Annotated in this window: 23 protein-coding genes and 1 riboswitch; of the genes, 6 read left to right on the top strand and 17 right to left on the bottom strand. The window is 39.3% G+C overall.

Annotated elements, in window-relative coordinates:
* Positions 1 to 11: 11 nt before the first annotated feature.
* Positions 12 to 2,714 (bottom strand): DUF4430 domain-containing protein, encoded by a 2,703-nt coding sequence (locus FIU87_RS03585; RefSeq protein WP_152443322.1) that lies wholly within the window; start codon positions 2,712 to 2,714, stop codon positions 12 to 14.
* A 236-nt stretch (positions 2,715 to 2,950) separates the two neighbouring features.
* A riboswitch (cobalamin riboswitch) is annotated at positions 2,951 to 3,146 on the bottom strand.
* A 202-nt stretch (positions 3,147 to 3,348) separates the two neighbouring features.
* Between FIU87_RS03585 and yiaA the strand changes: the two genes are divergently transcribed.
* Positions 3,349 to 3,816, top strand: a complete 468-nt coding sequence (yiaA, locus tag FIU87_RS03580; RefSeq protein WP_152443321.1) for an inner membrane protein YiaA — start codon at positions 3,349 to 3,351, stop codon at positions 3,814 to 3,816.
* A gap of 111 nt (positions 3,817 to 3,927) precedes the next feature.
* Here the strand turns inward: yiaA and FIU87_RS03575 are convergent, their stop codons facing one another.
* The 10 genes from FIU87_RS03575 to FIU87_RS03530 form a co-directional block, all read right to left on the bottom strand.
* Positions 3,928 to 4,554: a hypothetical protein gene (locus tag FIU87_RS03575; protein WP_253905501.1), complete on the bottom strand. Its 627-nt coding sequence runs from the start codon at positions 4,552 to 4,554 to the stop codon at positions 3,928 to 3,930.
* A gap of 107 nt (positions 4,555 to 4,661) precedes the next feature.
* Positions 4,662 to 5,606 carry an ABC transporter permease gene (locus FIU87_RS03570; RefSeq protein WP_152443320.1) on the bottom strand — a complete coding sequence of 315 codons (945 nt, stop codon included), beginning with the start codon at positions 5,604 to 5,606 and terminating at the stop codon, positions 4,662 to 4,664.
* Positions 5,603 to 6,544 carry an ABC transporter ATP-binding protein gene (locus FIU87_RS03565; RefSeq protein ID WP_152443319.1) on the bottom strand — a complete coding sequence of 314 codons (942 nt, stop codon included), beginning with the start codon at positions 6,542 to 6,544 and terminating at the stop codon, positions 5,603 to 5,605. The genes FIU87_RS03570 and FIU87_RS03565 overlap by 4 nt, the downstream gene beginning before the upstream one ends.
* A 270-nt stretch (positions 6,545 to 6,814) precedes the next feature.
* A complete protein-coding gene (locus FIU87_RS03560) occupies positions 6,815 to 7,210 on the bottom strand; it encodes a VOC family protein (RefSeq protein ID WP_152443318.1) in 396 nt (131 codons plus the stop codon).
* A 217-nt stretch (positions 7,211 to 7,427) separates the two neighbouring features.
* On the bottom strand, positions 7,428 to 7,856 hold the full coding sequence (locus FIU87_RS03555) for a metalloprotease family protein (protein WP_152443317.1): 429 nt from the start codon (positions 7,854 to 7,856) through the stop codon (positions 7,428 to 7,430).
* Positions 7,857 to 7,862: 6 nt separating this feature from the next.
* Positions 7,863 to 8,135: a hypothetical protein gene (locus FIU87_RS03550; RefSeq protein ID WP_152443316.1), complete on the bottom strand. Its 273-nt coding sequence runs from the start codon at positions 8,133 to 8,135 to the stop codon at positions 7,863 to 7,865.
* Positions 8,122 to 9,483: a hypothetical protein gene (locus FIU87_RS03545; protein ID WP_152443315.1), complete on the bottom strand. Its 1,362-nt coding sequence runs from the start codon at positions 9,481 to 9,483 to the stop codon at positions 8,122 to 8,124. Before FIU87_RS03545 ends, FIU87_RS03550 begins: the two co-directional genes overlap by 14 nt.
* Positions 9,434 to 10,099, bottom strand: coding sequence for an ATP-binding cassette domain-containing protein (locus FIU87_RS03540; protein WP_216647543.1), 666 nt, complete (start codon positions 10,097 to 10,099; stop codon positions 9,434 to 9,436). The genes FIU87_RS03545 and FIU87_RS03540 overlap by 50 nt, the downstream gene beginning before the upstream one ends.
* Before the next feature lie 135 nt (positions 10,100 to 10,234).
* The gene (locus FIU87_RS03535) at positions 10,235 to 10,483 is read right to left on the bottom strand and encodes a hypothetical protein (RefSeq protein ID WP_152443313.1); all 249 of its coding nucleotides are present in this window, start codon (positions 10,481 to 10,483) and stop codon (positions 10,235 to 10,237) included.
* Between the two features lie 297 nt (positions 10,484 to 10,780).
* On the bottom strand, positions 10,781 to 11,416 hold the full coding sequence (locus FIU87_RS03530) for a 3'-5' exonuclease (RefSeq protein WP_152443312.1): 636 nt from the start codon (positions 11,414 to 11,416) through the stop codon (positions 10,781 to 10,783).
* Positions 11,417 to 11,632: 216 nt separating this feature from the next.
* Here FIU87_RS03530 and FIU87_RS21655 point away from each other — a divergent pair, with 216 nt between their 5' ends.
* Complete coding sequence (locus FIU87_RS21655; protein ID WP_152443311.1) at positions 11,633 to 11,929, top strand: TIGR04104 family putative zinc finger protein; 297 nt, start codon at positions 11,633 to 11,635, stop codon at positions 11,927 to 11,929.
* Positions 11,930 to 11,979: 50 nt separating this feature from the next.
* On the opposite strand, the gene FIU87_RS03520 is transcribed toward FIU87_RS21655, so the two are convergent.
* Both FIU87_RS03520 and FIU87_RS03515 read right to left on the bottom strand, forming a co-directional pair.
* Positions 11,980 to 12,543 carry an SdpI family protein gene (locus tag FIU87_RS03520; RefSeq protein ID WP_152443310.1) on the bottom strand — a complete coding sequence of 188 codons (564 nt, stop codon included), beginning with the start codon at positions 12,541 to 12,543 and terminating at the stop codon, positions 11,980 to 11,982.
* Positions 12,540 to 12,812: an autorepressor SdpR family transcription factor gene (locus FIU87_RS03515; protein ID WP_152446396.1), complete on the bottom strand. Its 273-nt coding sequence runs from the start codon at positions 12,810 to 12,812 to the stop codon at positions 12,540 to 12,542. The genes FIU87_RS03520 and FIU87_RS03515 overlap by 4 nt, the downstream gene beginning before the upstream one ends.
* 266 nt (positions 12,813 to 13,078) lie before the next feature.
* On the opposite strand from FIU87_RS03515, the gene FIU87_RS03510 reads away from it, so the two are divergent.
* Positions 13,079 to 13,765, top strand: a complete 687-nt coding sequence (locus FIU87_RS03510; RefSeq protein ID WP_152443309.1) for an NIF family HAD-type phosphatase — start codon at positions 13,079 to 13,081, stop codon at positions 13,763 to 13,765.
* 6 nt (positions 13,766 to 13,771) lie between these two features.
* The gene (locus tag FIU87_RS03505; protein ID WP_152443308.1) at positions 13,772 to 14,614 is read left to right on the top strand and encodes a metallophosphoesterase; all 843 of its coding nucleotides are present in this window, start codon (positions 13,772 to 13,774) and stop codon (positions 14,612 to 14,614) included.
* Between the two features lie 66 nt (positions 14,615 to 14,680).
* Here FIU87_RS03505 and FIU87_RS03500 read toward each other — a convergent pair whose 3' ends face one another.
* Positions 14,681 to 15,235 carry a hypothetical protein gene (locus FIU87_RS03500; protein WP_253905500.1) on the bottom strand — a complete coding sequence of 185 codons (555 nt, stop codon included), beginning with the start codon at positions 15,233 to 15,235 and terminating at the stop codon, positions 14,681 to 14,683.
* A gap of 215 nt (positions 15,236 to 15,450) precedes the next feature.
* On the opposite strand from FIU87_RS03500, the gene FIU87_RS03495 reads away from it, so the two are divergent.
* Both FIU87_RS03495 and FIU87_RS03490 read left to right on the top strand, forming a co-directional pair.
* Positions 15,451 to 16,071, top strand: a complete 621-nt coding sequence (locus tag FIU87_RS03495) for a hypothetical protein (RefSeq protein ID WP_152443307.1) — start codon at positions 15,451 to 15,453, stop codon at positions 16,069 to 16,071.
* Between the two features lie 91 nt (positions 16,072 to 16,162).
* Positions 16,163 to 16,711, top strand: coding sequence for a hypothetical protein (locus FIU87_RS03490; protein WP_152443306.1), 549 nt, complete (start codon positions 16,163 to 16,165; stop codon positions 16,709 to 16,711).
* Positions 16,712 to 16,797: 86 nt separating this feature from the next.
* Here FIU87_RS03490 and FIU87_RS03485 read toward each other — a convergent pair whose 3' ends face one another.
* The 3 genes from FIU87_RS03485 to FIU87_RS03475 form a co-directional block, all read right to left on the bottom strand.
* Positions 16,798 to 20,121, bottom strand: a complete 3,324-nt coding sequence (locus FIU87_RS03485; RefSeq protein WP_172970939.1) for a glycoside hydrolase family 31 protein — start codon at positions 20,119 to 20,121, stop codon at positions 16,798 to 16,800.
* Positions 20,122 to 20,206: 85 nt separating this feature from the next.
* On the bottom strand, positions 20,207 to 21,466 hold the full coding sequence (locus tag FIU87_RS03480) for an ABC transporter substrate-binding protein (protein WP_152443304.1): 1,260 nt from the start codon (positions 21,464 to 21,466) through the stop codon (positions 20,207 to 20,209).
* A 110-nt stretch (positions 21,467 to 21,576) separates the two neighbouring features.
* Positions 21,577 to 22,338, bottom strand: coding sequence for a carbohydrate ABC transporter permease (locus FIU87_RS03475; protein ID WP_253905567.1), 762 nt, complete (start codon positions 22,336 to 22,338; stop codon positions 21,577 to 21,579).
* Positions 22,339 to 22,399 lie beyond the last annotated feature (61 nt).

Here is a 22,399-nt window from a genome sequence, read left to right as displayed (position 1 = left end):
TGTTTGCTTTATTAGTGGACGAGCTGTTTTTTTCGATAATAGAAAAACACCCCTGTTCCTAGTAAAACCATAAGCAACCCAATCCAAATAAATTGGAAGACGGTTGTCGCTGTTAATGGCAATTTATTGCCAGTCTTATTATTTTCTTGCTTGTTTCCAGCGTTTTGCTCTTCCTCTTTCTCATTGCTTGCTGGAGGTTTCTCTTCTTTTTCTTCCTCAGTCTCTTCACTTGAAGGAGGTGTTGTTGGATTTTCCTCTTCCTGATCGTTCTCTTCTGTCCATTCGTCCTCAGCATATACAGCAAACGCACTAAAATGCTCCGTTTTGCCTGTAAAATAAGCGCCTTGTTGCTCTCCACCTAATTTCATCCATTGCTCCGCTTCTTCGTCTTGATAGAAAATCGCTAAACGCTCATCATCTTGAGCCTTCGTTAGCTTGAAAGACATCGTCACAGGGTTTTCTTTGAAGCTCTCCATTTTTTTGTCAAATTGAACAAGGGAAAAATCATACACATTACTGTAGGACTTTTCATCATCCGCAAGCTTATTAATCACGATGCTTCCATCTGCATCTTTTGCAAAAACGGGTACCGGAACTACGAGCTTAACCTCGTCCGCCACAAGTTCAATCGATGCATTTTTTTCAAGGAGTACATTTAATAATGCTGTTGGAATTTGGACTTTCACCGTGTCTGTGCTTAGCTGAACAACAATCTTCCCCTGATCTGCTAGTTGCGTCACATTCTCCACATTCAAGGTCGTAGTTCCATTTTCGATAACCGGAGTAACTTCGATCGTTTCTTGTATCTCTTTTTTAAACTGATATAATCTGCCTTCATCCTTTAAGAAAAGCTTGTAAGCTATTAAGGCTTGCAACGCTTGTTCTGTAGCCATCCCATTTGCGTATGTATCTTTAACAAGGTGTTTAAATCCTCCATCTTCATGCTGGAATGTCATCAAATTGGTGATAAGATTGTTTGCTTTCTTTGTAAACCCTTCAGAGGTTGGATCCATTCCAAGACTGGAAAGAGCGATGATCATTTGAGAGGTTGTTTCACTAGATACACCACCATTCCATGGGTCATCATATCCTCCGCTTTCACCTTGTTTCTCTGATAAAAATGTTCCTGCAAGCTCAATCGCTGCTTGTACCTTCTCCCCTTCTTGGTGTGGTGCAAGTGCGATTAGGGCCATCGCTGTTAAATCATAGCTCGGAGAAGTCCCGAATAATGACCAGCTGCCATCAGGATTTTGCTTTTGCAGAATATAGTCTACTAGCTTTTCTCTTGTCCATCTTGCATCACCTGGGACCTCATAATCGTGGCTATCCAAAGCGATCAGGGCAAATATAGGACCATTAATCCCTTGAGCAGTCATGGAATCCGCACCACTTGGCCAATCCGCACTGCTGTAAATCTGCTCTACTAAATTGATTCCATCTACGTCAGTTGCTTCTATTCCTAACGCACTTGAGGCAATCGTTAATCGTTCAATGTCGGTAATTTTTTTTCTACTAGCAGATTTTATTTGATTTTCAATATTGGTTAAAAAGTAATCCTCATAATAACTAATAGGAACCTTTTCACCAGATCGAGCAATGCCAATAGCCTCCCATTCACTGTTAACGCCAGATGAAAGAATTTGAGCTACCGCTTTGTTTATCGCAGCTTCGATGTCAGCAAGCGTAAATGTGTTAGCTTCAGCTTTTGTTCCACTCTTTTTTGCTGTATTAAAGGTGTTGGTTGCAGTAGTTAATGCTTGTAACGTAGAGTTTACTTCTGGCTGAAAGGCCTGCTGATTCTCCTCAACAGCCTTTGCTACCTCTATCGTCTGAGCATACGCTGAGTGTGCTGCTTGCGTAACCCAATGATCCGATGGATGCACTTGTGCTCCGTCTTCACTAACTTTCACACTCTTAATGTTTTCGTTTGCAGTCGTAAGCGCGGAGTTTAACTCCGACTTATCGACAGCGGACAAAACCAGCGCGGTATGAAGGTCTTCAAGCGCTTGATTTACACTTGTCTGGCTACTTTCCATATCCTCCAAGACATCATAGGCATGCTGATACGCCTTTGAAACCATCGTATTTGATAATAATGCCGCCTTATCAGGATGACTGTTAACTTCTGCTACTTTTGCAGTTAAAGCGTCTTTATCTGCTGCATCGATATAGGATCCATCCCAGCCAAACCCTATATCTGCACCCCATCCATGAACACTAAATTGCAGGCGGATAACATCTCCGTCTTCTGGATCATACTGAGACATACCAACTGGAGCCATTTCATTGTCCACAAGATACATCCAGCCTGACATCCACGTATAGTCAAACTCTCCTAACCATTCTGGATCCTGTTTTGGCTCAATCGTACCAGCCTCATCTAAAATGTATTGCGGAATGGTAACGGGACTTGAATCATTATCTCTAATGTTTGCAAGGTAAACGATACTCTCTGAATCCTTGCCCTTATTGTAATTGCCACTTCCTAGTACTCTTGCAACGATGTGACCAACTGTTTCTCCTTCGTATAAAGGTATAGTTATAGGCTCTGTAAAATACCCCTGACCCAAGGTGAATTTTTCTACAGAAATGGTAACAGACCCCTCCGTGTTACTATTTTCTTGAGCTGCAATATTGCTTGGTAAAATTAATGTAAAAGCAAGTAAAATACTTAAAACGAACGCAAAATATTTATTCCACCTTTTGTTTTTCATTTTGTATTCTCCCTTTTAGACAAATTGATGATTCTCTCTTTCTGACAACAAACAATAATTTTTAACTACCACCTACCTTCAATGTTCTCGGTGAAAGGTGGTTGATGAACAAACAAAAAACACCTTTCTCATAGAATGAAAGAAAGATGTTCTTAATAACGCATTTATCAATAATTCCCCATACAAAAAAAATTATGTAAAAATGCCAGCCCATCTCCTATCCCATGCTCCGTGAGATTTTTAGAGTAATTCATGGCAGGTCTCCTGGCTTAGCTTCATCGCATCCTATCTCCTTCCCATTTTTTAAAAAAACAGTGGATATGATAGGGTACTCAGCAATACAGTGGCGGGACCGCGTTGGACTTACACCAACTTCCCTCTTAGTTACCAAAAGCAAACGCTTTCAGCAAAACCATAAATTAGCTTTCTATTAAATTACTTCCATATTATTTCATATATCTTCATAAATCAACATAAATTGGTGAAACAGAGAAACTAGGGAACGGTTCTTGATGTTCCACACTATCTACCTCCATAAACCAGCAGAACCGTATTTTCAAAATTTTTCTATACTAAATTTTGTAAACATATTATAGTGGAGATATAGGAAAAATATAACAAAGGGGAGAGTTAAATGCCTGATAGCAATGAAAGTCTAGTAGTAAATGCAGACGAGAAAAAGATAAAGCTAAAGGAAGAAAGAAAAGAAGGAGAGCCTACTGCGGCCTATAAAGGAGCTAGCTGGGCGGCATTTACAGTCGGGGTATCCGCGTATCTCATTGGACTGTTCAATGCACAAATGGAGCTGAATGAAAAAGGCTATTATTTTGCTGTATTAGTATTCGGTCTGTATGCAGCTGTGTCTCTGCAAAAAGCAGTACGTGACAAAGAGGAAGGCATCGCAGTAACTGCACTCTACTATGGAATCAGCTGGTTAGCACTCATCATCGCTATCTCGCTCATGGCAATTGGTCTATACAATGCCGGCAGTATCATCCTAAGCGAAAAAGGCTTCTACGCGATGGCGTTCGTACTAAGCATCTTTTCCGCCATCACCATCCAAAAGAACATCCGCGACACACAAAACGCTAGAGAAAAATAAGACAAGGGGACGGTTCTTGCGGTTCATCGCCATCAAGCGAATGAACCAAGAGAATCGTCCCCTTGGTGTCTTAACTATACGATGTAGCAACAAAGTTTTGCGAAAACAGCCTTAACTATAAACCTCTACTTTCTCCTCTTCAAAACACATCAACCAATAATCCATCTGGTCTTTCATGCAAACTGCTTTTCTCACACACTCGACATTATTTGGTTGAATATGATATGCCCAAACGTTTTCCAGTCCATTTTCATCGTCTAGAAATCTATAAATCATCAAAACATTAGATTGTTGCTGCTCATTTTTCTCTCTCACTAAACGATTTAAGTAAGGTATACGTTCTTTGGACTCCACAAATTGAATTGCAATTACATGATGAGGAACATATCCTTCCTCGGTTTCAGAAAAGAGCTTTTCAATCGTACCTTCGTCCTTTTTCCATAAGCTTTCTCTTTCTAAATGTAAGGATAAATAGTGATAATTTTCTTTATCTATTCGTTGGTCCCACTTCCACCACGAAAGATCCATTGGTCGCGATCTGTTTTTCCCTTTATCAAACTTGGAATCTTCTACGAAACAGTCAAAACCTAGCAATTCCCCAAGCTTTGCAAAATAATCTATCTCACGCTGAGTAAACATCGATTTATTATGCCCGCCATGTAAATTTAACCTTCTATAATTGCGAACATATCCTTCAAAAAACTGCATGAGATTCATATGATGATTTGTATACTGCAAATAAAACAACCCCTTTTAAAATAAGGGAACAAAGGGGACGGTTCTTGCGGTTCATCGATATTAAACGATGGAACCAGCAGAACCGCCCCCTGCCCTTCTGTCTTTATTTATATACTAACATCCCGCTTCTGGAAGAACAGAAACGACAGGACCATAAAGATGATGTAGTAAACGAGCAAGATGGTTAGAGACGTGGAAATTGTGACATCTTGCAGAATCGTGTCTTGTATGGTGTAAATGGACAGGTCTAAGTGTGGGAAGATAAGGAACTTTACCCACGTGAATTTTTCTGCCAAGAATACGATTACGCTTCCAAGCACAGTGGATCCAAATAGCACCGCAATACCAATTCCGACTGCAAGCGCTTGACTTTTAAAAAGAGTGGAGAGCGCAAACGAAATCGTCATAATCATAAACAAGCTCGGCAAAAACAAGAGAATCCCTTTGAAAAACTGACTTCCAATGGCTACTTCCTTTTGTCCTTCAAATGTAAAGACAAAGGATTTCATGTCAAAATCCCCAGCTCCAATAAAGAGCATTCCGAATAAGTATCCTGCGCCTAAGAGGACAAATAGCATGAAAAACGAATACAAGAGAACGGAAATATATTTTGATAATAAAATACTCCAACGTCTATGAGGACGAATCAACAACTGCTTGATGGTACCATCTGAAAATTCAGCAGACACGTTCGCACTACAAACAATTACCGTAAATAAAGTGACAAGCGATGTTAACCCATACACCACTTCATTCAAATAGTGCCAGTTCGTTTTTACCGTTGGATTAATACCCGCATCCACATATTTTTGTTGTTCATCAATTTGGATTTGAATATATTCCTTTTCATCCTCTTCAGCTCCCTCCAATTGCCCTTTCAGCTGTGCAATCTCGGCTTCTGTTTCAGCTAGAAAATTTTCATTTGGCTCATCATACACATTTTGATAGATGATCGCGCCTGCCAATACACCCACCACAAGGACCGCTATGTAGACCCAACTGGAAATCCTTGAAAATATCTTCATTAATTCATTTCTGATTAATCCAATCATACCATTTGCTCCTTTTTCTCCTTGTTTGTTAATTCTAAGAAACGATCCTCAAGCGTGGCTTTTACCGTGTGAATACCATAAACGTTAATGCTATTCTCGACGAAAAGCTTATTAATCTCCGCTGCGGCTTCTCTTACAATAGTCAACGTGATGATGTTTTCTTCGTTTTTCAACACGTTTTCCCCAAAGTTATGCTTTTCAAGTAGTGCCATCGCTTCTTTTCCATCACTTACCTCAAAAACAAACTCTCTTGGCGCTTCTTCATTTGTTTCAACCGATTCATTCATGTTGGAGATATGAATGAGCTCGCCCTTTTCAATAATCGCAAATCGATCGCACATTAGCTGCATCTCAGACAGTAGATGCGAGGACACTAAGACCGAAATTCCATTGTTAGCAAGCACGCGTAAATATTCTCTGAACTCGCGAATTCCTTGTGGATCTAACCCGTTGGTCGGCTCATCCAAGATTAATAATGACGGTTCATGCAACAGTGCCTGAGCAACACCTAATCGTTGACGCATCCCTAAGGAATAGGTTTTAACTTTGTTTTTTATTGCATCCTCAAGACCAACCAGTTGGATCATTTCTTGAATTCGTTCTTCTGTTATTTTTTTCGTGGCCATATTGGCGTAATGCTTGATGTTTTTATATCCAGACATATATTTATAGAACTCTGGATTTTCTACAATAGCCCCAATTTCACTCATCGTTGCTTTAAAGGAATCGTCAAGATTTTGCCCATTGACGATGACACTTCCACCTGTACGATTAATCAAGCTTACAATCATTCGAATAATCGTTGTTTTCCCGGCACCATTGGGACCAAGAAGGCCAAAGATCTCCCCCTTTTCCACCTCAAAGCTTACCTTATTGACAATCGTCTTGCTGCCAATCTTCTTCGTCAAATCTTTCACTTCTAACGCATAACGAGACATTCTCTTCTTCCCCTCACTTTTGTAATAGCTTTTAGCTTTTAATTTTCTAGATACCTACTATACGAAATTACCCCTAAAAACGTTTCAAAATTTGGCAATTTTTTTGCGAAAGGGGGACGATTCTGCTGGCTCCACACCATTTGGATACCTGATTCTGCGGCAAGAGCACCGTCCCTCCGCTTCAAAAAAAAAACAGGACAACGGTTCCTGCTTCCTCCGTCCATTGGCGGGGAGATGCAAAAAACCGTCATCCTGTTTCACTTTATTCTTTTATTTTGCATTCTCATCTGGTTGATGTACACCGATTACATTGCCTTCGGTATCTAGATAATACCCCTGCCACGCCATTCCAGGCAGTGCGTGTTTCGGGAGTGCTACCACTCCACCAAGCTCAAGAATACGCTTTTCAGTTGCATCATAATCCTCTACTTGCATCGTGCAGGAGTACCCATTCATTGGTTGGCCACTTTCTGGACGAGGTCCTCTTCGCTGCATTAACGCCCCATTTACACCTGGCTGCGACTCATCCCCAGTCACCGCGCCAAAATACGGCGTTCCAGCAAACTCACTCCAGTCCTCAAACTTCCAACCAAAAACCTCACCATAAAACTGCTTTGCGCGGTCCATATCATCTACATGAACCTCAAAATGTACTAATCTACCCATCCTTAAACTCCATCCCCTTTCTCCCATTTCTAGCAAATCCAATACTACTCTATTTTATTATATTTTAGATTTGAAAGGAAGCGGGGGACAGAGGGACAGGTCCCTCGTCCCACCAAATATTTACAATGGATATTACTAGGACGGTTTTTGCGGCTCTCCACCACTTAGCGGATGAGGCAGCAGAACCGTCCCCCTGTTTCACTGATTGTGCCTAACACTATATTCTTCGGTCCTGCTTTTCTTTCACCTTCAAATGATCAATCCAGATCCCCTTCTTTTGGAGCATTTTTATCACAGCGTATATGACTGCGGAACCGTCTGCAGTAAATGGGAGAAGATTAACGAGATTGAGGAAACAGATAAATGCCAATATGGTCCCGTAAATACCAAAATCAAGTTGATATAAGAGAATGCCGATTAATGGAAGAATGATATTTGGTGCAATGGATATGATTAATATATCAAAATGCTTCTTGTCATTTACATAGGATATTTTTCCACCTAACAGATTTATTTTGATCGATTTTATCTTTTTCTTAAATAATTTTATAAAAAAGAGATGAATCGCTTCGTGCACAACCATTACACAAAATACCATCAAATATACAATCAAAAACTCTTTTAAAAAAACAATCAAATTTTCCATTACCTTTTAATTAGATACACTTCTTGATCTAAATGTTTTAATTCCAAAATAGCATAGGCAAATAATTAATAGCCAAACTCCATATGTCACAAGGATTTGTGGAGTTAAAGAAAATGTCGTAAAAAGCTCTTCCTCATTCATAATCATATCGATCTTCAAACCTAGTTTTGACATATAGACTCCCGTTTCATCAATGGCAAACAGAGTAATAAAATAATCAAACAAAAATAGAAAAAGATAAAGTATCGTTCCAAGAAAGATAAACTTAGATAGCTTCATCTAAAAAACTCCTTTTTATCAAATAATATTTTATAAGAGTAAGAACCAATAATATGCTTAAGAATATTAATAAGCTCTTGGAAATGAGATATAACGAAACTGCTATGATGACACAGAGAACGGATGCAGAAAACTCATTAACAGAGCTTTTATTTTTCGGAAAAATAATGCTCATAATAAGCGCTGCCTCAAAAATAATAAAACCATAATAGGCAGTTTTTTCATAATCCCCTTGAAGCCCTATCGCTAAGATTAGCAATGGAAGATTTATAAGCAAACTTACGATCGTAGTTATAGCTGTCTCTAGAACAGGAGTAAGTCCGTAAAATGGATTCATTTTTCGATAAGATGCTGTGGTGCTATAATATCGAATAGCCGAAAATGCAATCACTGGGTAGACAAACACAAGTGTCGTGACAGCAACGGTAAAGTCCTTTGTATCAATGAAGGATAAGGTGAAAAAAAGTGCTACAATCCCAACTAATCTCATCGTAAGTTTATTTCTAAATGTCCCTAACAGTAATAGAGTCAGATTATTCATCGATATGCTAATCCGTGTGGAAAAAAAATCTGAAGTGGAATAGATTTCTTCACTATTCTTTGATTGAAGAAAATAAATGCCCCATGCTAAAAGGGCAGTAAGAACAATTAACAGACCAATCATGATGAAGACAAAGAAATGATTAATTTCTAGGTTAATAGATTGGACATGCAAATCAATTTTAAATCTGAAAATAAAAAAGTAAAAGAAAAGAAATACAACTAATAACATATTACTCACATTGTAATAAGTGAGTCTCATAACCCTACTTAAAGAGGTAAACACAAAGTAATAAAAGCAAACGCTAACAAAAAATAATAGCTGGCAATACACCAAAATTAATAAATTTAAGGATAGTGAATAGTGAAATAGTTTCATTAAAGGGATAATGATAGCAAAAATTAATAAAAATGAGCTATATCCCAAAAACAATTTAAAGAGTATACTACCAAGCCAGATACTCCCTCTCTCAAACGGCAGAATTTTCAGCTGATACTGCATTCTATCGGTAATAGTAAAAGAAATTGTCACAATAAGATAAATAAAACCTGAAATGATCACAATAACATTGGTGAGACTGGAAAATAGGATATTGCGCATTTCTATTGTTGTCTCTGCTTCACTGACAAAAATCTTATTCAGTTCCGACACATTTAAAATAAAGTACAAGATGTACGCCACAACCAAACATGCCAGTAAAATATACCTGTTTCTTTTCTTTTTAAAGATATTATTGGACAAGATGTTATTAAAAACTTCATTTAGTAGGATTTTGGTTATCGTTAAGGAATCGGTCAATTTTGTCATAGTGATTTTTTAATTCTCCATTATTAATTACTATTTCCTCAATTTTGCTTATATCCTTCATTAATTCCATTTTTCCAAAGCTTAATAAATACACATCTGCCTGTGGATTACGTGTTATATAATCCATATTGTGAGTAATTAAAATGAACTTACGATTTCCAGAAAGCTTATGAAAGAGATACTCTGTTAACAGGTAACTCTCATAATCCAATCCATTGAAAACTTCATCAGCGAAAATGTATTGCACGTTTAAGGATAAAGACACGGCAATCTGCAACTTCTTTTTCATACCGTATGAATAGTCACTTATCTTTTTATGCAAAGCTTCCTTCAAATGATATAGTTCAATGACAAACTGGAAAAATTTATCATCAGCTTCTTTATATCGGTTAAATACAAAATCCACATACTCCTTGCCCGATAAATACTCAGGTAGATAGAAATCTGAAGGAATATAATACATCTTTAACTTTGCTTCCTTCTCTTTGTGGTCTATAGAATGAATCTTAATGTTTCCATCCTGGAAAGGTGTTATATCACATATACAGTTCAACATAGTAGTCTTACCAGATCCGTTAACACCGACTATAATATCGATCCCTTCTGTACCAAACATGATATTAAGCTTATCTAAGACTTTATTTTTCCCATACGACTTTTCTAAATCAGATATAATAATCATCGTTTCAGCCCTATATTTTTTTTGTAGTAAGTAGCATTAATACTTTAGAGAATGGCTATTTTAATTTATTTAGACTGGTTTACACCCTATACCTATATCCCAAACTCTTGGCCAATTCCATTTAAGCTTACCAGAAAATGCATAGCCTTTGGATGTACAATAGTAGGCATATCCAATTCCAGCCAATAGTGCGATTAAAATAACAACCCAAATAATCCATTTGTTTTCAATGATTTCCTTATGTTGTTCTTCGAGGTGATTGATAAAAGAATAAATAGAACTCCAAAGCATGATTTGAACTTTGTTAATAGCTACCATAATATTATTCTCCTCTCCCTCGCCATTCTCTAAAATACTAACTCCCTACATTTTCAGAATATTGAATTATTTTCCACATTACAAGAAATAGTTTCCAATATAGTAAAAGATAAGGAATAGTACCTATTTTAACTAGCTGTATTTTGGGTAATGAAGGTAGATATTAGTTAAAAAGTAATGGGACAGAGGGACAGGTTCCTCGTCCCACCAAATATTAACAATTAATAATAGTAGGAAGGTTTTTGCGGCTCTCCACCACCTAGCGGATGAGGCAGCAGAACCGTCCCCCTGTTTCATCTACATCCTTGCTCGTTTCACTTCCATATTTCTCTTCACGCCGCTCTTTTTCCCAACTCTAGAGGTTCGGAAGCTGTTTGCTGTCAGCTCTCCCACACGAATACCAGTCACAGAGGCCAACGTCTTTGCATCCTCAATCCTACCAAGCTCGGTTAATTGAATAAAAATTTCCGCACATGCTCTAGCATCATCCAGTGCATGGTGATGCTGATCAAGCTGAATTCCAAAATAACGGCTCATCGTCTTCAATGAATGCGACGGCAAATCTGGAAGCAGCTTTTTCGACAGCTGACATGAACACATCAACTGCTTAGACACCGGCGTTAAGCCATATCGCGTAAGACTATCACGCAATACATACCCGTCAAACGGAAGAAAATGAGCCACCATCAATTGATTGTCAAGCTTGTCCTTCACACCCTCATAAAACACATCAAACGTCGGCGCATTCACCACATCCTCCTCCGTAATACCATGAATCGCTGTATTACGTGGATCAAAATACCCCTCCGGATTAATCAGCTCATACACCGTCTCTTTTACCTTATTATTCTCCACAAACACCATCCCAATCGAACAAACACTCGTACGACTAATATTCGCGGTCTCAAAATCAAACGCAACGAAATTCTTCATATGCGAAGCACTCCTTTCAGGAATAAGGGGGACAGTTCTCCCATCCCAGCACCTTCCCCTATTAAATTATCCGAAACGTAGTATGTAGTACTGCATCATTCTTTTCTACATAATATCAAATTCACTTCCAATCTCCTATCTTAAGAATTTACTAATTGTAAAAATTATGAATTTTTGAAATAATTATCTTATTATACAGCAAGGAGGAATAGTAGTATGGGAGTCTCAACCTGCGATACCTGTCGCCAGCCATTTAGTTGGGGGAAAATATTCACCTCACTCTGCGCAGGCTACAAACCCATCCATTGCAGTCAATGCAGTACCACCCATAAAATAACCATGGGCTCTAGGTTTCTCACCTCTATTTCTATCGTTTTGCCAATTGTGATTCTTGGAAACCTCTTCCTACATAAGTGGTCATTTTCCATCTTATACGCTACATTTACTCTTTTATTCGTCGGAATAATCTCCTCACTGCCACTTCCTTTTTTAGTAAAATACAGGGCTAAATGAACTATGGGGAAGGTTTTAATGTTGAACCCAGAAAACCGTCCCCCTCATCCCTACGCTCTCTTTAACGAAAAAGCAACAGACGTGAGAAGTGTGCAGGCTAGTACTGTAAGAAATCCAGGTAATATGAGTGGTTGTGGGAGGAATACGCATAGCATCATAGCTAATCCTCCAATGAATAATGGTCTGGAAAATAAACGTAATCCCTTGTTCCAGGATTGATGAATGGTTTTTGTTAGATCTGAAGATGATAGAGGAATTTCTAGTTGAAATCTAGGTAAGGTATTTGCTGTAGCAATAAGTACAAGCCCTACACATATAGGAAGAAGCATGATGATAGGAAATTTACTGTCCATGTGATAGAAAACTAAGCCAATATGTACAATTTCTAGCACTAACATCAAGGTTAAAAAGATGTTTTCTATTCCTTTTTTATACCGATTAAACGAATCCTGCTTTGGTAGAAAAATAAAAGTAACAAGGACAATAATCATGGAAAATGGAACACTAAACAAGGTGACCCACTCTAATTTTTCGCCTGCTAAATAATTCACAGAAACAAAAATACTAATACCAAATGAAAGAATTACGAACAAAAACATCCACATCTTTTTCATGTTTCTTTTTCCCCCTTTGATTGAAATTGAATGATCCATTGTAATACTTCTTGAAAGACTGTTGCATTTAACGAATAATACACGTATTGTCCCCTTTTGATAGCAAAGACCAAATCTGCATTTTTCAACACAGATAAATGCTGGGATACGCCGGCTTTGCTCATGTCAAAATGTTCCGCAATGTCTCCCGCTGTCAAATCTCCATTCTTTAAAAGATCCAACATCTTTCTCCGATTTTCATCAGAAAGTGCCTTAAACAATCCATTAATCCCCAACACTTACCCTCCATTCTTCATTTAAGTAATTACTTAACTACTTAAATTATACCTTCCTGGATTTAATTGTCAATAATCAATTTTCCTAATGGCAACTCACGGGATAGGGAGAGGTTCTCCTAGTTCATTGAACTTCAAATGTGTCATGCTACCATTGACGACAAGAAAAGCTTGGGCAACTGTGAGACAATCTTCCCTCACTCTCCCCAGGTTAAAGGTATAATAGTTTCATAAAACACCACAAAAGTGAGGTACACATAATGATAGAATCAGTAATTTTTGATATGGACGGGACGTTGTTTCAGACAGAAAAAATATTAGAAGTTTCCCTTGATGATACGTTTGACCTTTTACGTTCTCAAAATCTATGGCAAGGTACAACCCCTATTCAAGAATACCGAAGAATAATGGGAGTTCCGTTACCCAAAGTGTGGGAAACCCTGCTTCCACACCATTCTATTGAAATAAGAAAACAAACAGATACTATTTTTCTAGAAAAGCTATTGCAAAACATCCATAACGGAAAAGGTGCGCTTTACCCCAATGTAAGGGAAATTCTAACCTACTTAAAAGAAAACAACTACTCCATCTTCATTGCGAGTAATGGTCTAATAGACTACCTGCAGGCAATTGTCAGCTACTACGAGCTAGAGCAATGGGTGACAGAAACCTTTAGCATTCAACAAATCAGCACGCTCAACAAAGGAGACCTCGTGAAAGAAATCCTGCAAAAACACCAGATTCAACAAGCAGTCGTGGTTGGTGATCGCCTCTCTGACATTCAAGCAGCAAAGGATAATGGACTAACCGCCATTGGCTGTCACTTTGATTTTGCACAGCCAGAGGAACTCGCGCAAGCTGATATCGTCATCAACGACCTAACGGAATTAAAAAACATCCTACCAACCTACAAGGAGAAACGTGAACATGAAATCTTCACGAAATAAACGCCTATGAAGTCCAAAAGAAAGAAATGGATAGCAGCAATTGTTATCCTATTGTCCTTAGCATTCTTTTTTTATTATCAAAATAATGCCATAATCACTACAAAAATAACGATAGACTCGGAAAAAATGACAAACGAGTTTTCTGGATTTAAGATTGTTCAATTGTCGGACCTTCACAGTAAGGCGTTTGGAGACGATCAACAAACCTTAGTAAAAAAAGTAATGAAGGAAAAGCCTGACCTCATCGTGTTTACCGGAGATTTAGTCGATTCCAAGAAATACGATGAAAAAACGAGCTTAACCTTAATGGAGAAATTAACGGATATGGCACCCGTGTATTATGTCACTGGAAATCACGAATGGTGGTCGGGAAAATACGACTCACTTGAAGAAAAGCTCAGCGATATCGGAGTCGAAGTTATGAGCAACACTACGGAAGAAATCGTCATCGGGAATGAAAGAATCCTACTAACAGGAATCGATGACCCTGCTGAAGAAAACACCCTGGAAACAGAAGCATCTATTGCTGAAGCTTCCATAAAAGAAGCACTAACGGATATCGAAACAGGCGATTTCCATATCTTATTGTCGCACAGGCCGGAGCTATTTTCTCTCTATGCCGAGTACCAATTCGACTTAGTTCTATCCGGTCATGCACACGGCGGTCAGGTCCGAATCCCCTTCATCGGTGGACTAATTGCACCAAACCAAGGCCTATTCCCAGCCTATACCGCAGGAACGTACAAAATCAACAACACCACCATGATCGTCAACAGAGGCCTGGGCAACAGCATCATCCCTCAAAGAATTTTCAACCGCCCGGAGATTGTTGTCGTAACGTTAAAATGACCAAGAGGGGCGGTTCTCCTTGTTCATTCGAGCTTCGAATGAGCCGGTTGAACCGCCCCCGTGTTTTCAAGAAAACAAATGCACCGTCTTTTTTATTTCGTCATAGGAACAGGGTGCTGCTATCCTTTGAAGCGAAGCTAATGAAATGGTTTTTTGATGTGGAAAATGGGAATCAAGTTCTTCCGTTCGTATCAGATAAAACTCCCAGTGAGTCGCATTTAGTGGATTAATTTCATTTATATTTTTTTCTTTCAATAAACAAAAGACATATAAATCTGCCCACCTTTTAGCGGTTGGACTATACTTATTCGTTTCATAATCATATTCTTTTGTTGCACCAATGGAAAAACTAATATTGGAATACCTATCCTTATGCCAAGCTTGAATATAGGCAGAGGATTTTACTTCAATTTTCATCTCCTCATAAACTAAATCAAAAGGATCCCACTCAACACGAGGTTGATCCAAGCATCCTAAAGCAGAACCCACCAGAAACTCCGCAAATACCCCTCTAAGATTATTCGTTAATATATTGGAAAATCCCCACTGCCAAAAATCCAAAGCTGTTTGGTCTGTGCCAATAATCTTCCTATCTGGTTCCAGTGTCCCCTTACTCATCATTTACTTCACTTCCTTAGGGGTATTTAGGAGAGGTGCGTGCATGTCCTATAATCTTCTAGTTCCCTATTGCTTCTTATCGAAACGAAGGAAACAAAGAAAGCAAAATGATCATTATCTCAATCTAGTAAAATATTACAAATTTCCCTTTTATATTGCAGAATTGTTACAAAGATATTACACTGTGTAAGGACTTTTTATTACTAGGGGGAATTATTTTGAAAAAACTTTGGATGATGTTGTTAATCGCTGGAGTGCTTGCGCTCACTGCATGCTCTTCTGATAACGATACAGAAACAGTTGCGTCTGAAAAGCCTGCAGAAACAGAAGCTCAAGAAACAACAGAAAACGAGGATGCCGCAAGTGTAGATAAAGGATTATTCAATGTGGAAGTAACGATCCCAGCTTCCATGTTTGAAGGCGAGGATGTTAGTTCAGCTATAACGGAAGCAGAAGCGGAAGGAATAAAAGCGACCAAGAACGATGATGGATCTGTCACTTACAAGATGAGCAAGGCAAAGCATAAAGAAATGATGGCAGAAATGAAACAATCGATCACGGACTCCATAGAAGAAATTAAAGCAAGCGGTGACTTTGTTTCCATAAAGGACATCACATTTAATGATTCTTTTACTGAATTCACGATGATTGTGGAGAAAGCTGCTTATGAAAACAGCATGGATGGGTTTGCGACTTTTGCAATCGGCATTGGGGGCATGATGTATCAGCTTTATGATGGTGTGGATCCAGATGAAAATAGAGTTAAAATTAATATCAAAGACGAAGAAACGAACGAAGTGTTTGATGAAATTGTCTTCCCAGATGACATGAATGAGTAAGATAAACGAAAAAAGAGCATGTGTTCATGGCATGCCTTTTTTCATGACTATACACTCACTTCAATTCCAGCAAAACTTAGGAGGAAACATCATGAAGAAAACCTTATCATTAATGTTATTATTACTAGTTTTAGGAATAACAACAGCCTGTGGCGATAAAGAAGTACAAGAAAAAGAGGTGAAGGATGTCGTTTCAGCTAACGAAGAGGCTAGTAATGCTTCTGAAGAACAAATGGCGGAAGAAACGAAGGAAACAGATACCTTTAAAAAAGAAATCAACACAGTGATTGTTGACAACGAGACCATAAAAGCAACCCTAATTAGCGTGGAAAAAATCGTGGACACAGATTGGGACGAAGAAAAAGTAGAAGTGAAATTTGAAGTTGAAAACAAACGCGAAGACACAATTGAAGTTCAAGCAAGAGAAGTTTCAGCAGATGACAAAATGATTGATGACATGATGCTATCCATGAGCACCGAGATTTCCAGTGGCAAAAGAGCCGACGCCATCCTAACCATTCAAAACTATGAAGGCGACCTCCCAGTAATAGAAGAGAACATCGAAATGCTCCTTCACGTATTCTCATGGGATGACATGGACTTTGAAGAACAACACCCAGTACTAATTGAATTTAAATAAGGTGGAATAAGGGGACGGTACTCCTGGTTCTTTCGATATTCGATTGAACCAAGAGAATCGCCCCCCTCTTCATTGTGCAAACAAATTTACCTACTTTCAGAAAAACAAACCGTACCATCTGGCTCCACTGAAACATCATTATCTTTACTCAAGATGTTCCATTTCTGCCTTGAGGTATTCGTGAAAATGATGGTATATTCCTCCTGTTTACTATCCACAGAGATGAACACATCCTCTCCCGTCACCTTCACTCCAACCTGCCACTTGTCTTTCAAATGATCTCTTCCTTCGTAAAAGAAGGAGCCATCACAAGTAATATGAATGCAGGCATGCTGGTAGTCGGTAGTAGAATTCCCTACAAAAGAGCCTAATTTTTTGTTTTCTTTCGCGACATTGGTGATCACACAGCTATTATTTCGCTGGTACACTGGAATCTCGAGGAGTGCGGCTTTTTGATGGATAGTTTGCGCTCCCTCGTAGACCTTTTTATCGAACAATCCAACCCACTTTCCGTGAGGCAAATAGACAGATCGCTCATTACCTCCTTCTTCAATAACTGGGGCAACCAACAAGTTGTCACCAAAGAAATATTGATCATAAAGCTTTGTAATGTTAGGGTCATGTGGATACTCAAGCAGCATCGCTCTCATAAGAGGAATTCCTTGCTCTGAAGACATTCTTGCCTGCTCGACAATATAAGGAAGAAGATTCATTCTTATATTGGCATAAAAACGATATCCGGAGATGGCTCTTTCGTCTCCGGTTCTTTCTGCAATATTCCAAGGCGTTCTGTCTTGATTGAACTCCGCCTTACTTTCGGCATGGTATTGCATAATTGGGCAGAATGCGGCCATTTGGGCGGAGCGGATAAACAATTCTGCAGTAGGAATTTCCCCATTAAAGCCTGCAAGATCCCACCCCCACATAAAGATTCCACTCATGCCAGAAGAAAGACCTGCAATGAGAGAGCGTTTAAAGGCGTCAAAAGTGGAACGCTCATCTCCCGCCCAATGCGAAGGGAATTTTTGCGCACCAGTATAGCCAGCTCGGCTAAATGTCATCGCGTCATTTGGTCTGTGAGCTTGTGCAAATTCATAATATGCTTGAATATAGTCGTTCGGATATTCGTTTCGCATTTCGCTTCCTGTTCTTCCATCTGCAAATTGGATGCTGTCTCCAAAAACCATTTCTCCTCCATCTGTTTTGAAACCAGCGACTCCGATATCCAGCAAGTATTGTCTTTTCTTAAACCACCATTCTGCTGCTTTTTTATTTGAAAAGTCCATCAGAAGACTTTCCTTAAACCACCCTTCTGGCATACGGTATGGCAGATTTTCGCCGTCTTTTATAAAATATTTCTCCTTTAACATAAAATCTTCGTCTAAATCTTTTTGTGGGTGAAAACGACGATTCAAGTATTTCATGATGGGAATCTGCCAAAGGATAAGTTCCATGCCATGCTCATTGATGTGTTGTACTAAGCCTTTAGGATCTGGCCATCGTCCCCACTCTGGAAATACGTAATCTTCATATTTTAAAGCACCCTCTCCATCTGTTGGCTCATAAATGGCATCATTAAAAATATAATAGGTGGTTTCATCGCTCCATTGCTCTAGCACAAAAACAGTAGATGGGATCTTGAGGTCCGTTGTTCTTTTAATTTGTTCTCGAACAACCTCGTCTCTGTCCCAATTGTTACTCGACATCCACGGTCCAAATGCCCAAACAGGAAGCATTTCTGCAGGACCGGTTTCTTGTGTGAACTGTGAGACAACCTCTTTCGGTGACCCAGTATAGAACTGAAGGGGAACCTCTTGATCCTTTAGCATGCCTATAGATACGCTTAAAACATCCTTTTCCGTCCTTGCAAAATCATACCTGGTATACGTACTTGTGTCGACATGGAGACCATATTCTAGTGAGCTAATGAAAAACGGGATAGGCATATAGGTTCTAGCACCTTGGTCTCTGTATTGGTTGTAAACATAACAATCGAGGATTTCTCCGCGGTACTCAAGCGTATGATAACGTTCCCCCATGCCAAAAAACTGCTCCAACTCTAGACTATGAAAATGTAAAGAAAGTTCCTGAACCGTTCCTTCCTTATCCATTTTCACCACGATTGGCGCAAGGCGTGAATTCAAAGTAAAAGAAGGAATCCCGCTATCTGCAAAGACATCATTTACCGCTACAGTCACCCTATCTCCTGATACGGATGGTGCTTCCTGTGTGAAAATCAGCTGCTTTTTATCCTTGTCAAAAAGAAATGAAAAACCTTTTAGGCTCTCCGCTTCCCAGCGATACAGGTTTTCCTTTATTTGCACCCCATGGAAGCTCCTTAAGCTTTTTTCTTCTAGAGGGAAAAAACGATAGGTCTCAGACGTGAGTCTCTTATCTCCGTTTATCCAATGAATGGTATAGGACACCTCTTCATGGGACGGAAAGCTACCAATGTTCGCTTCCCAATAAGGCTTGTTTCCCGGTACAAAGCTAGCGTTGACTTTTTTCAGTTCAACTAAGCTTTCCACTTCTATGTAGGCCATAGCATCTTGATGGTAAGGAGCTGTGAAATGAATCATTACCTCCTCTAGACTCGTTGGAAAACGTGGACTTCGCTCAAATTCTTGTGGCTCGTACTTATTTTCATTCCCAAGCGGATGATGGTTAAGCTCGGTTTCTTGCACTAATGCTGCATAATACGAAAGCACGTCCAATACAGCAGCTTGTTCCTTGTTCTTTCGTAGGTAGTTCTTAAATTTTGCATGGTCTCCTTTTTCGAGAAAATACCAGGCTAGAAGATTGCTAGCCAAATCTGAATGCTTACCTGATTGCGAAAATGACTCGACACCAGTTCCACTAACAAGCATTTCCTCCATTTCCTTTACCGCTTCTACCATGACGAGATCCTCTGGAGAAAACAACCCAAACGGAAGAACCGATAATAATAAGTCAGTAGAAGCAAAAGGATGCTTTGGAGAACAGAGCACCATGCCACCTCTTAAATGATTTTCAAAAATATGATCTCGAATGGCGGTTGCTGTTTGTTGAATGATAGGTTGGATTCCAAGATTTCTTAGATTCATTAAAGCTGCGTAGTAAATAGCAAGGTGGGAGGTGAAGATATCTTTAGAAATAGACAAGTAGAAATGATCTTGGGGTATGTTCCAGTTGCTTTTAATTAATTCCATCGTATGAGAGAGAAATGCCTCGCACTCCTTAAGAATCGTATCATCTCGAAAGCGAAGTGCATGCTCTGTCACTAGCCATGCCCATACAGCGCATTCCAATGTGTCACGTTTCTCTGCAGCGTTGACTAACTCTTTCACTCTCGCAAAGGATTCCTGTTGCTTGTTTTGAAGCTGCAAAAAATGAGTTTGAAAGAGGCCATCCAGCAAACGATTTTCTGTCATTCTAATCATTCCTTTTCTATATTTTCAGGCTCATAGAATAGGAGAAAAACACGTATCTTTCTCCTATTTTTCAGCCTAAAACAGGTTAATCCACTAACGCCTGAATTTGGTCCTGCAAATCGTTCAATGCTTCCTCAGGTGTTTTTTCGCCTAGTTTTACTAGATCTAATTCCTTGGTAAATGCATCAGTAAGCTTATTCCAGTCTTCAATTACTGGCGGCACTACTAACGTATCTAGCGCTTCAAATACTGCTTCTCTGTTTTCTGGAGGAGATTGCTGTAAATAAGCATCGACAAGCTCTGTATTGCTAACCGCTGGTAATTCCCAAGAGCTTTCCACACGGATTTTTGCTGCTTCTTCACTTGCACTCATGAATTTCAACCATTTCCACGCCGCTTCTGGATGCTTCGTATCCTTAGATGCGGCAAGACCATTGGCAAAGAAGTGATGGGCTTTTTGTGTGTTCCCTGGCTCAACAGAGATATCCCAATTGAAAGATGCATCCTGGAAGGAGCCCATCATCCAAATTCCTGTACGCAGCATCGCAATTTTACCAGCCTTGAATAGATCACCATCGGATTGACCAGACATTTCTTCATCAGAAGGAGTAACCTTATGTTTATTTACTTTATCAACCATCCATTGTAATGCTTCAATATTCTCTGTACTATTGACCGTTGCTACTGTCTTGTCATCATTAAAAATAGAACCGCCATTCTGTGCAATGGTTTTATAAAATTCCCAGAACTGAATCGGTGCATACGTACCATAAACGCCACTGCCTTTATCTGTTAGCTTCTTGGCAGCTGCTAGTTCATCCTCCCACGTCCAATCGGCAGTTGGATACTCCACTCCGGCCGCATCGAACAAATCCTTGTTATAATAAAGCACCACATTGGAGAAAGACTCCACCATCCCATATTGCTTCCCTTCATATTGGAAGGCTTCAAATGCTGCTTTGTTTATCTCAGAGGAATCAAAGTCACTATCCTCTTTCATTAAGCTATCAAGCTCTAACAATGTCCCTTTTGCAGCATAGTTAACAAAGTTCTCATAGTTCAGCTCAAACGTATCCGGTGCTGATCCTCCTGCAAGCCTTGTTTGAAGCTTTGTGAAATAATCCTCAAAGGACGCCATTTCATAGTTGATTTTGATGTTTGGGTTCTCTTTTTCAAAAGCAGCAATCATGTCCTTTAAATCTTCTTCATGTGCTTCACCTGGAGAAAACGTAAAATAGTCGATCTCTACTTTGTCATCCGAACCGCCTGTTTGCCCACTGCATCCACTTAAAATAAGAACGAATGATAATAAAAACAACCCTGCCCATTTCCAAGTTTTCTTCATTTTCTTACCCCCTGATTTTCATTTTTAGTAGATTGTCTGACCACCTAAACTATAGTTCCCAGCTTATAATGAAGAGAAGGGAACCACCTCCTTACCAGAATTTCCATCTACTATTCTTTCATTCCGCTTAAGGTAATCCCCTGGATGAAATATCGCTGAGCAAAGCTATACACAGCCAGCACCGGAATAACACTAATCACTACGCCAGCCATCATCAAATTCCAATCCGTTTCCCACCTGCCTTGTAAGAGAGAAAGCCCAAGTGGCAAGGTCATCATATCCGGACTGTTCACGACAATTAGCGGCCATAAAAAGTTATTCCACGATTGCATAAACGAGAAAATCATCAGCGTTGCTAAAGCTGGCATCGATAACGGTAAAATAATCTGCGCAAAAATCCGAAAATGATTCGCACCATCCATAAACGCTGCCTCTTCCAGCTCTTTTGGTATGCCTAAAAAGAACTGTCGCAACAAAAACGTGCCAAACGCATTAAACATACCTGGTAAAATTAAGCCTTGGTACGTATCTAGCCACCCCATGTACTTCATCAGAATGAACTGCGGCGTCATCGTCACCTGGCTTGGCACCATTAAGGTTGCAAGATAGATGACAAAAATAACATCCCTTCCTTTAAACTCCAGGCGGGCAAAAGCATAAGCTGCCATCGAACATAAAAGGAGCTGCCCTATTGTCGATGTGACCGCAACCAACAAGGAATTCCACAAAAATTTGAAAACAGGAAATGTATCTGCAACCCGTTGATAGTTTTCTAGGTTAAATTCTTCTGGTATGAATTGTGGCGGCAGGACCATTGTTGCACCTGATGTTTTTAAGGAGGTGGAAATCATCCAAATAAACGGAACAAGCATAATCGCTGCACCAAGAATAAGAATGAGATAAAACAGCACATTTTTTATTTTTTTTCTAAAA

It is taken from the genome of Bacillus sp. THAF10 (assembly GCF_009363695.1).
Taxonomy (GTDB): Bacteria; Bacillota; Bacilli; order Bacillales; family Bacillaceae_I; genus Sutcliffiella_A.
The sequence above is the reverse complement of the archived record's forward strand: the minus strand, read 5'-3'. Positions and strand labels throughout refer to the sequence as shown.

Bases quoted from the DNA above. Each gene is read 5' to 3' on its own strand.
- FIU87_RS03585 (WP_152443322.1), bottom strand. From the start codon at position 2,714: ATGAAAAACAAAAGGTGGAATAAATATTTTGCGTTCGTTTTAAGTATT.
- yiaA (WP_152443321.1), top strand. From the start codon at position 3,349: ATGCCTGATAGCAATGAAAGTCTAGTAGTAAATGCAGACGAGAAAAAG.
- FIU87_RS03570 (WP_152443320.1), bottom strand. From the start codon at position 5,606: ATGATTGGATTAATCAGAAATGAATTAATGAAGATATTTTCAAGGATT.
- FIU87_RS03565 (WP_152443319.1), bottom strand. From the start codon at position 6,544: ATGTCTCGTTATGCGTTAGAAGTGAAAGATTTGACGAAGAAGATTGGC.
- FIU87_RS03560 (WP_152443318.1), bottom strand. From the start codon at position 7,210: ATGGGTAGATTAGTACATTTTGAGGTTCATGTAGATGATATGGACCGC.
- FIU87_RS03555 (WP_152443317.1), bottom strand. From the start codon at position 7,856: ATGGAAAATTTGATTGTTTTTTTAAAAGAGTTTTTGATTGTATATTTG.
- FIU87_RS03550 (WP_152443316.1), bottom strand. From the start codon at position 8,135: ATGAAGCTATCTAAGTTTATCTTTCTTGGAACGATACTTTATCTTTTT.
- FIU87_RS03545 (WP_152443315.1), bottom strand. From the start codon at position 9,483: ATGACAAAATTGACCGATTCCTTAACGATAACCAAAATCCTACTAAAT.
- FIU87_RS03540 (WP_216647543.1), bottom strand. From the start codon at position 10,099: ATGTTTGGTACAGAAGGGATCGATATTATAGTCGGTGTTAACGGATCT.
- FIU87_RS03535 (WP_152443313.1), bottom strand. From the start codon at position 10,483: ATGGTAGCTATTAACAAAGTTCAAATCATGCTTTGGAGTTCTATTTAT.
- FIU87_RS03530 (WP_152443312.1), bottom strand. From the start codon at position 11,416: ATGAAGAATTTCGTTGCGTTTGATTTTGAGACCGCGAATATTAGTCGT.
- FIU87_RS21655 (WP_152443311.1), top strand. From the start codon at position 11,633: ATGGGAGTCTCAACCTGCGATACCTGTCGCCAGCCATTTAGTTGGGGG.
- FIU87_RS03520 (WP_152443310.1), bottom strand. From the start codon at position 12,543: ATGAAAAAGATGTGGATGTTTTTGTTCGTAATTCTTTCATTTGGTATT.
- FIU87_RS03510 (WP_152443309.1), top strand. From the start codon at position 13,079: ATGATAGAATCAGTAATTTTTGATATGGACGGGACGTTGTTTCAGACA.
- FIU87_RS03505 (WP_152443308.1), top strand. From the start codon at position 13,772: ATGAAGTCCAAAAGAAAGAAATGGATAGCAGCAATTGTTATCCTATTG.
- FIU87_RS03500 (WP_253905500.1), bottom strand. From the start codon at position 15,235: ATGATGAGTAAGGGGACACTGGAACCAGATAGGAAGATTATTGGCACA.
- FIU87_RS03490 (WP_152443306.1), top strand. From the start codon at position 16,163: ATGAAGAAAACCTTATCATTAATGTTATTATTACTAGTTTTAGGAATA.
- FIU87_RS03485 (WP_172970939.1), bottom strand. From the start codon at position 20,121: ATGACAGAAAATCGTTTGCTGGATGGCCTCTTTCAAACTCATTTTTTG.
- FIU87_RS03480 (WP_152443304.1), bottom strand. From the start codon at position 21,466: ATGAAGAAAACTTGGAAATGGGCAGGGTTGTTTTTATTATCATTCGTT.
- FIU87_RS03475 (WP_253905567.1), bottom strand. From the start codon at position 22,338: ATGCTTGTTCCGTTTATTTGGATGATTTCCACCTCCTTAAAAACATCA.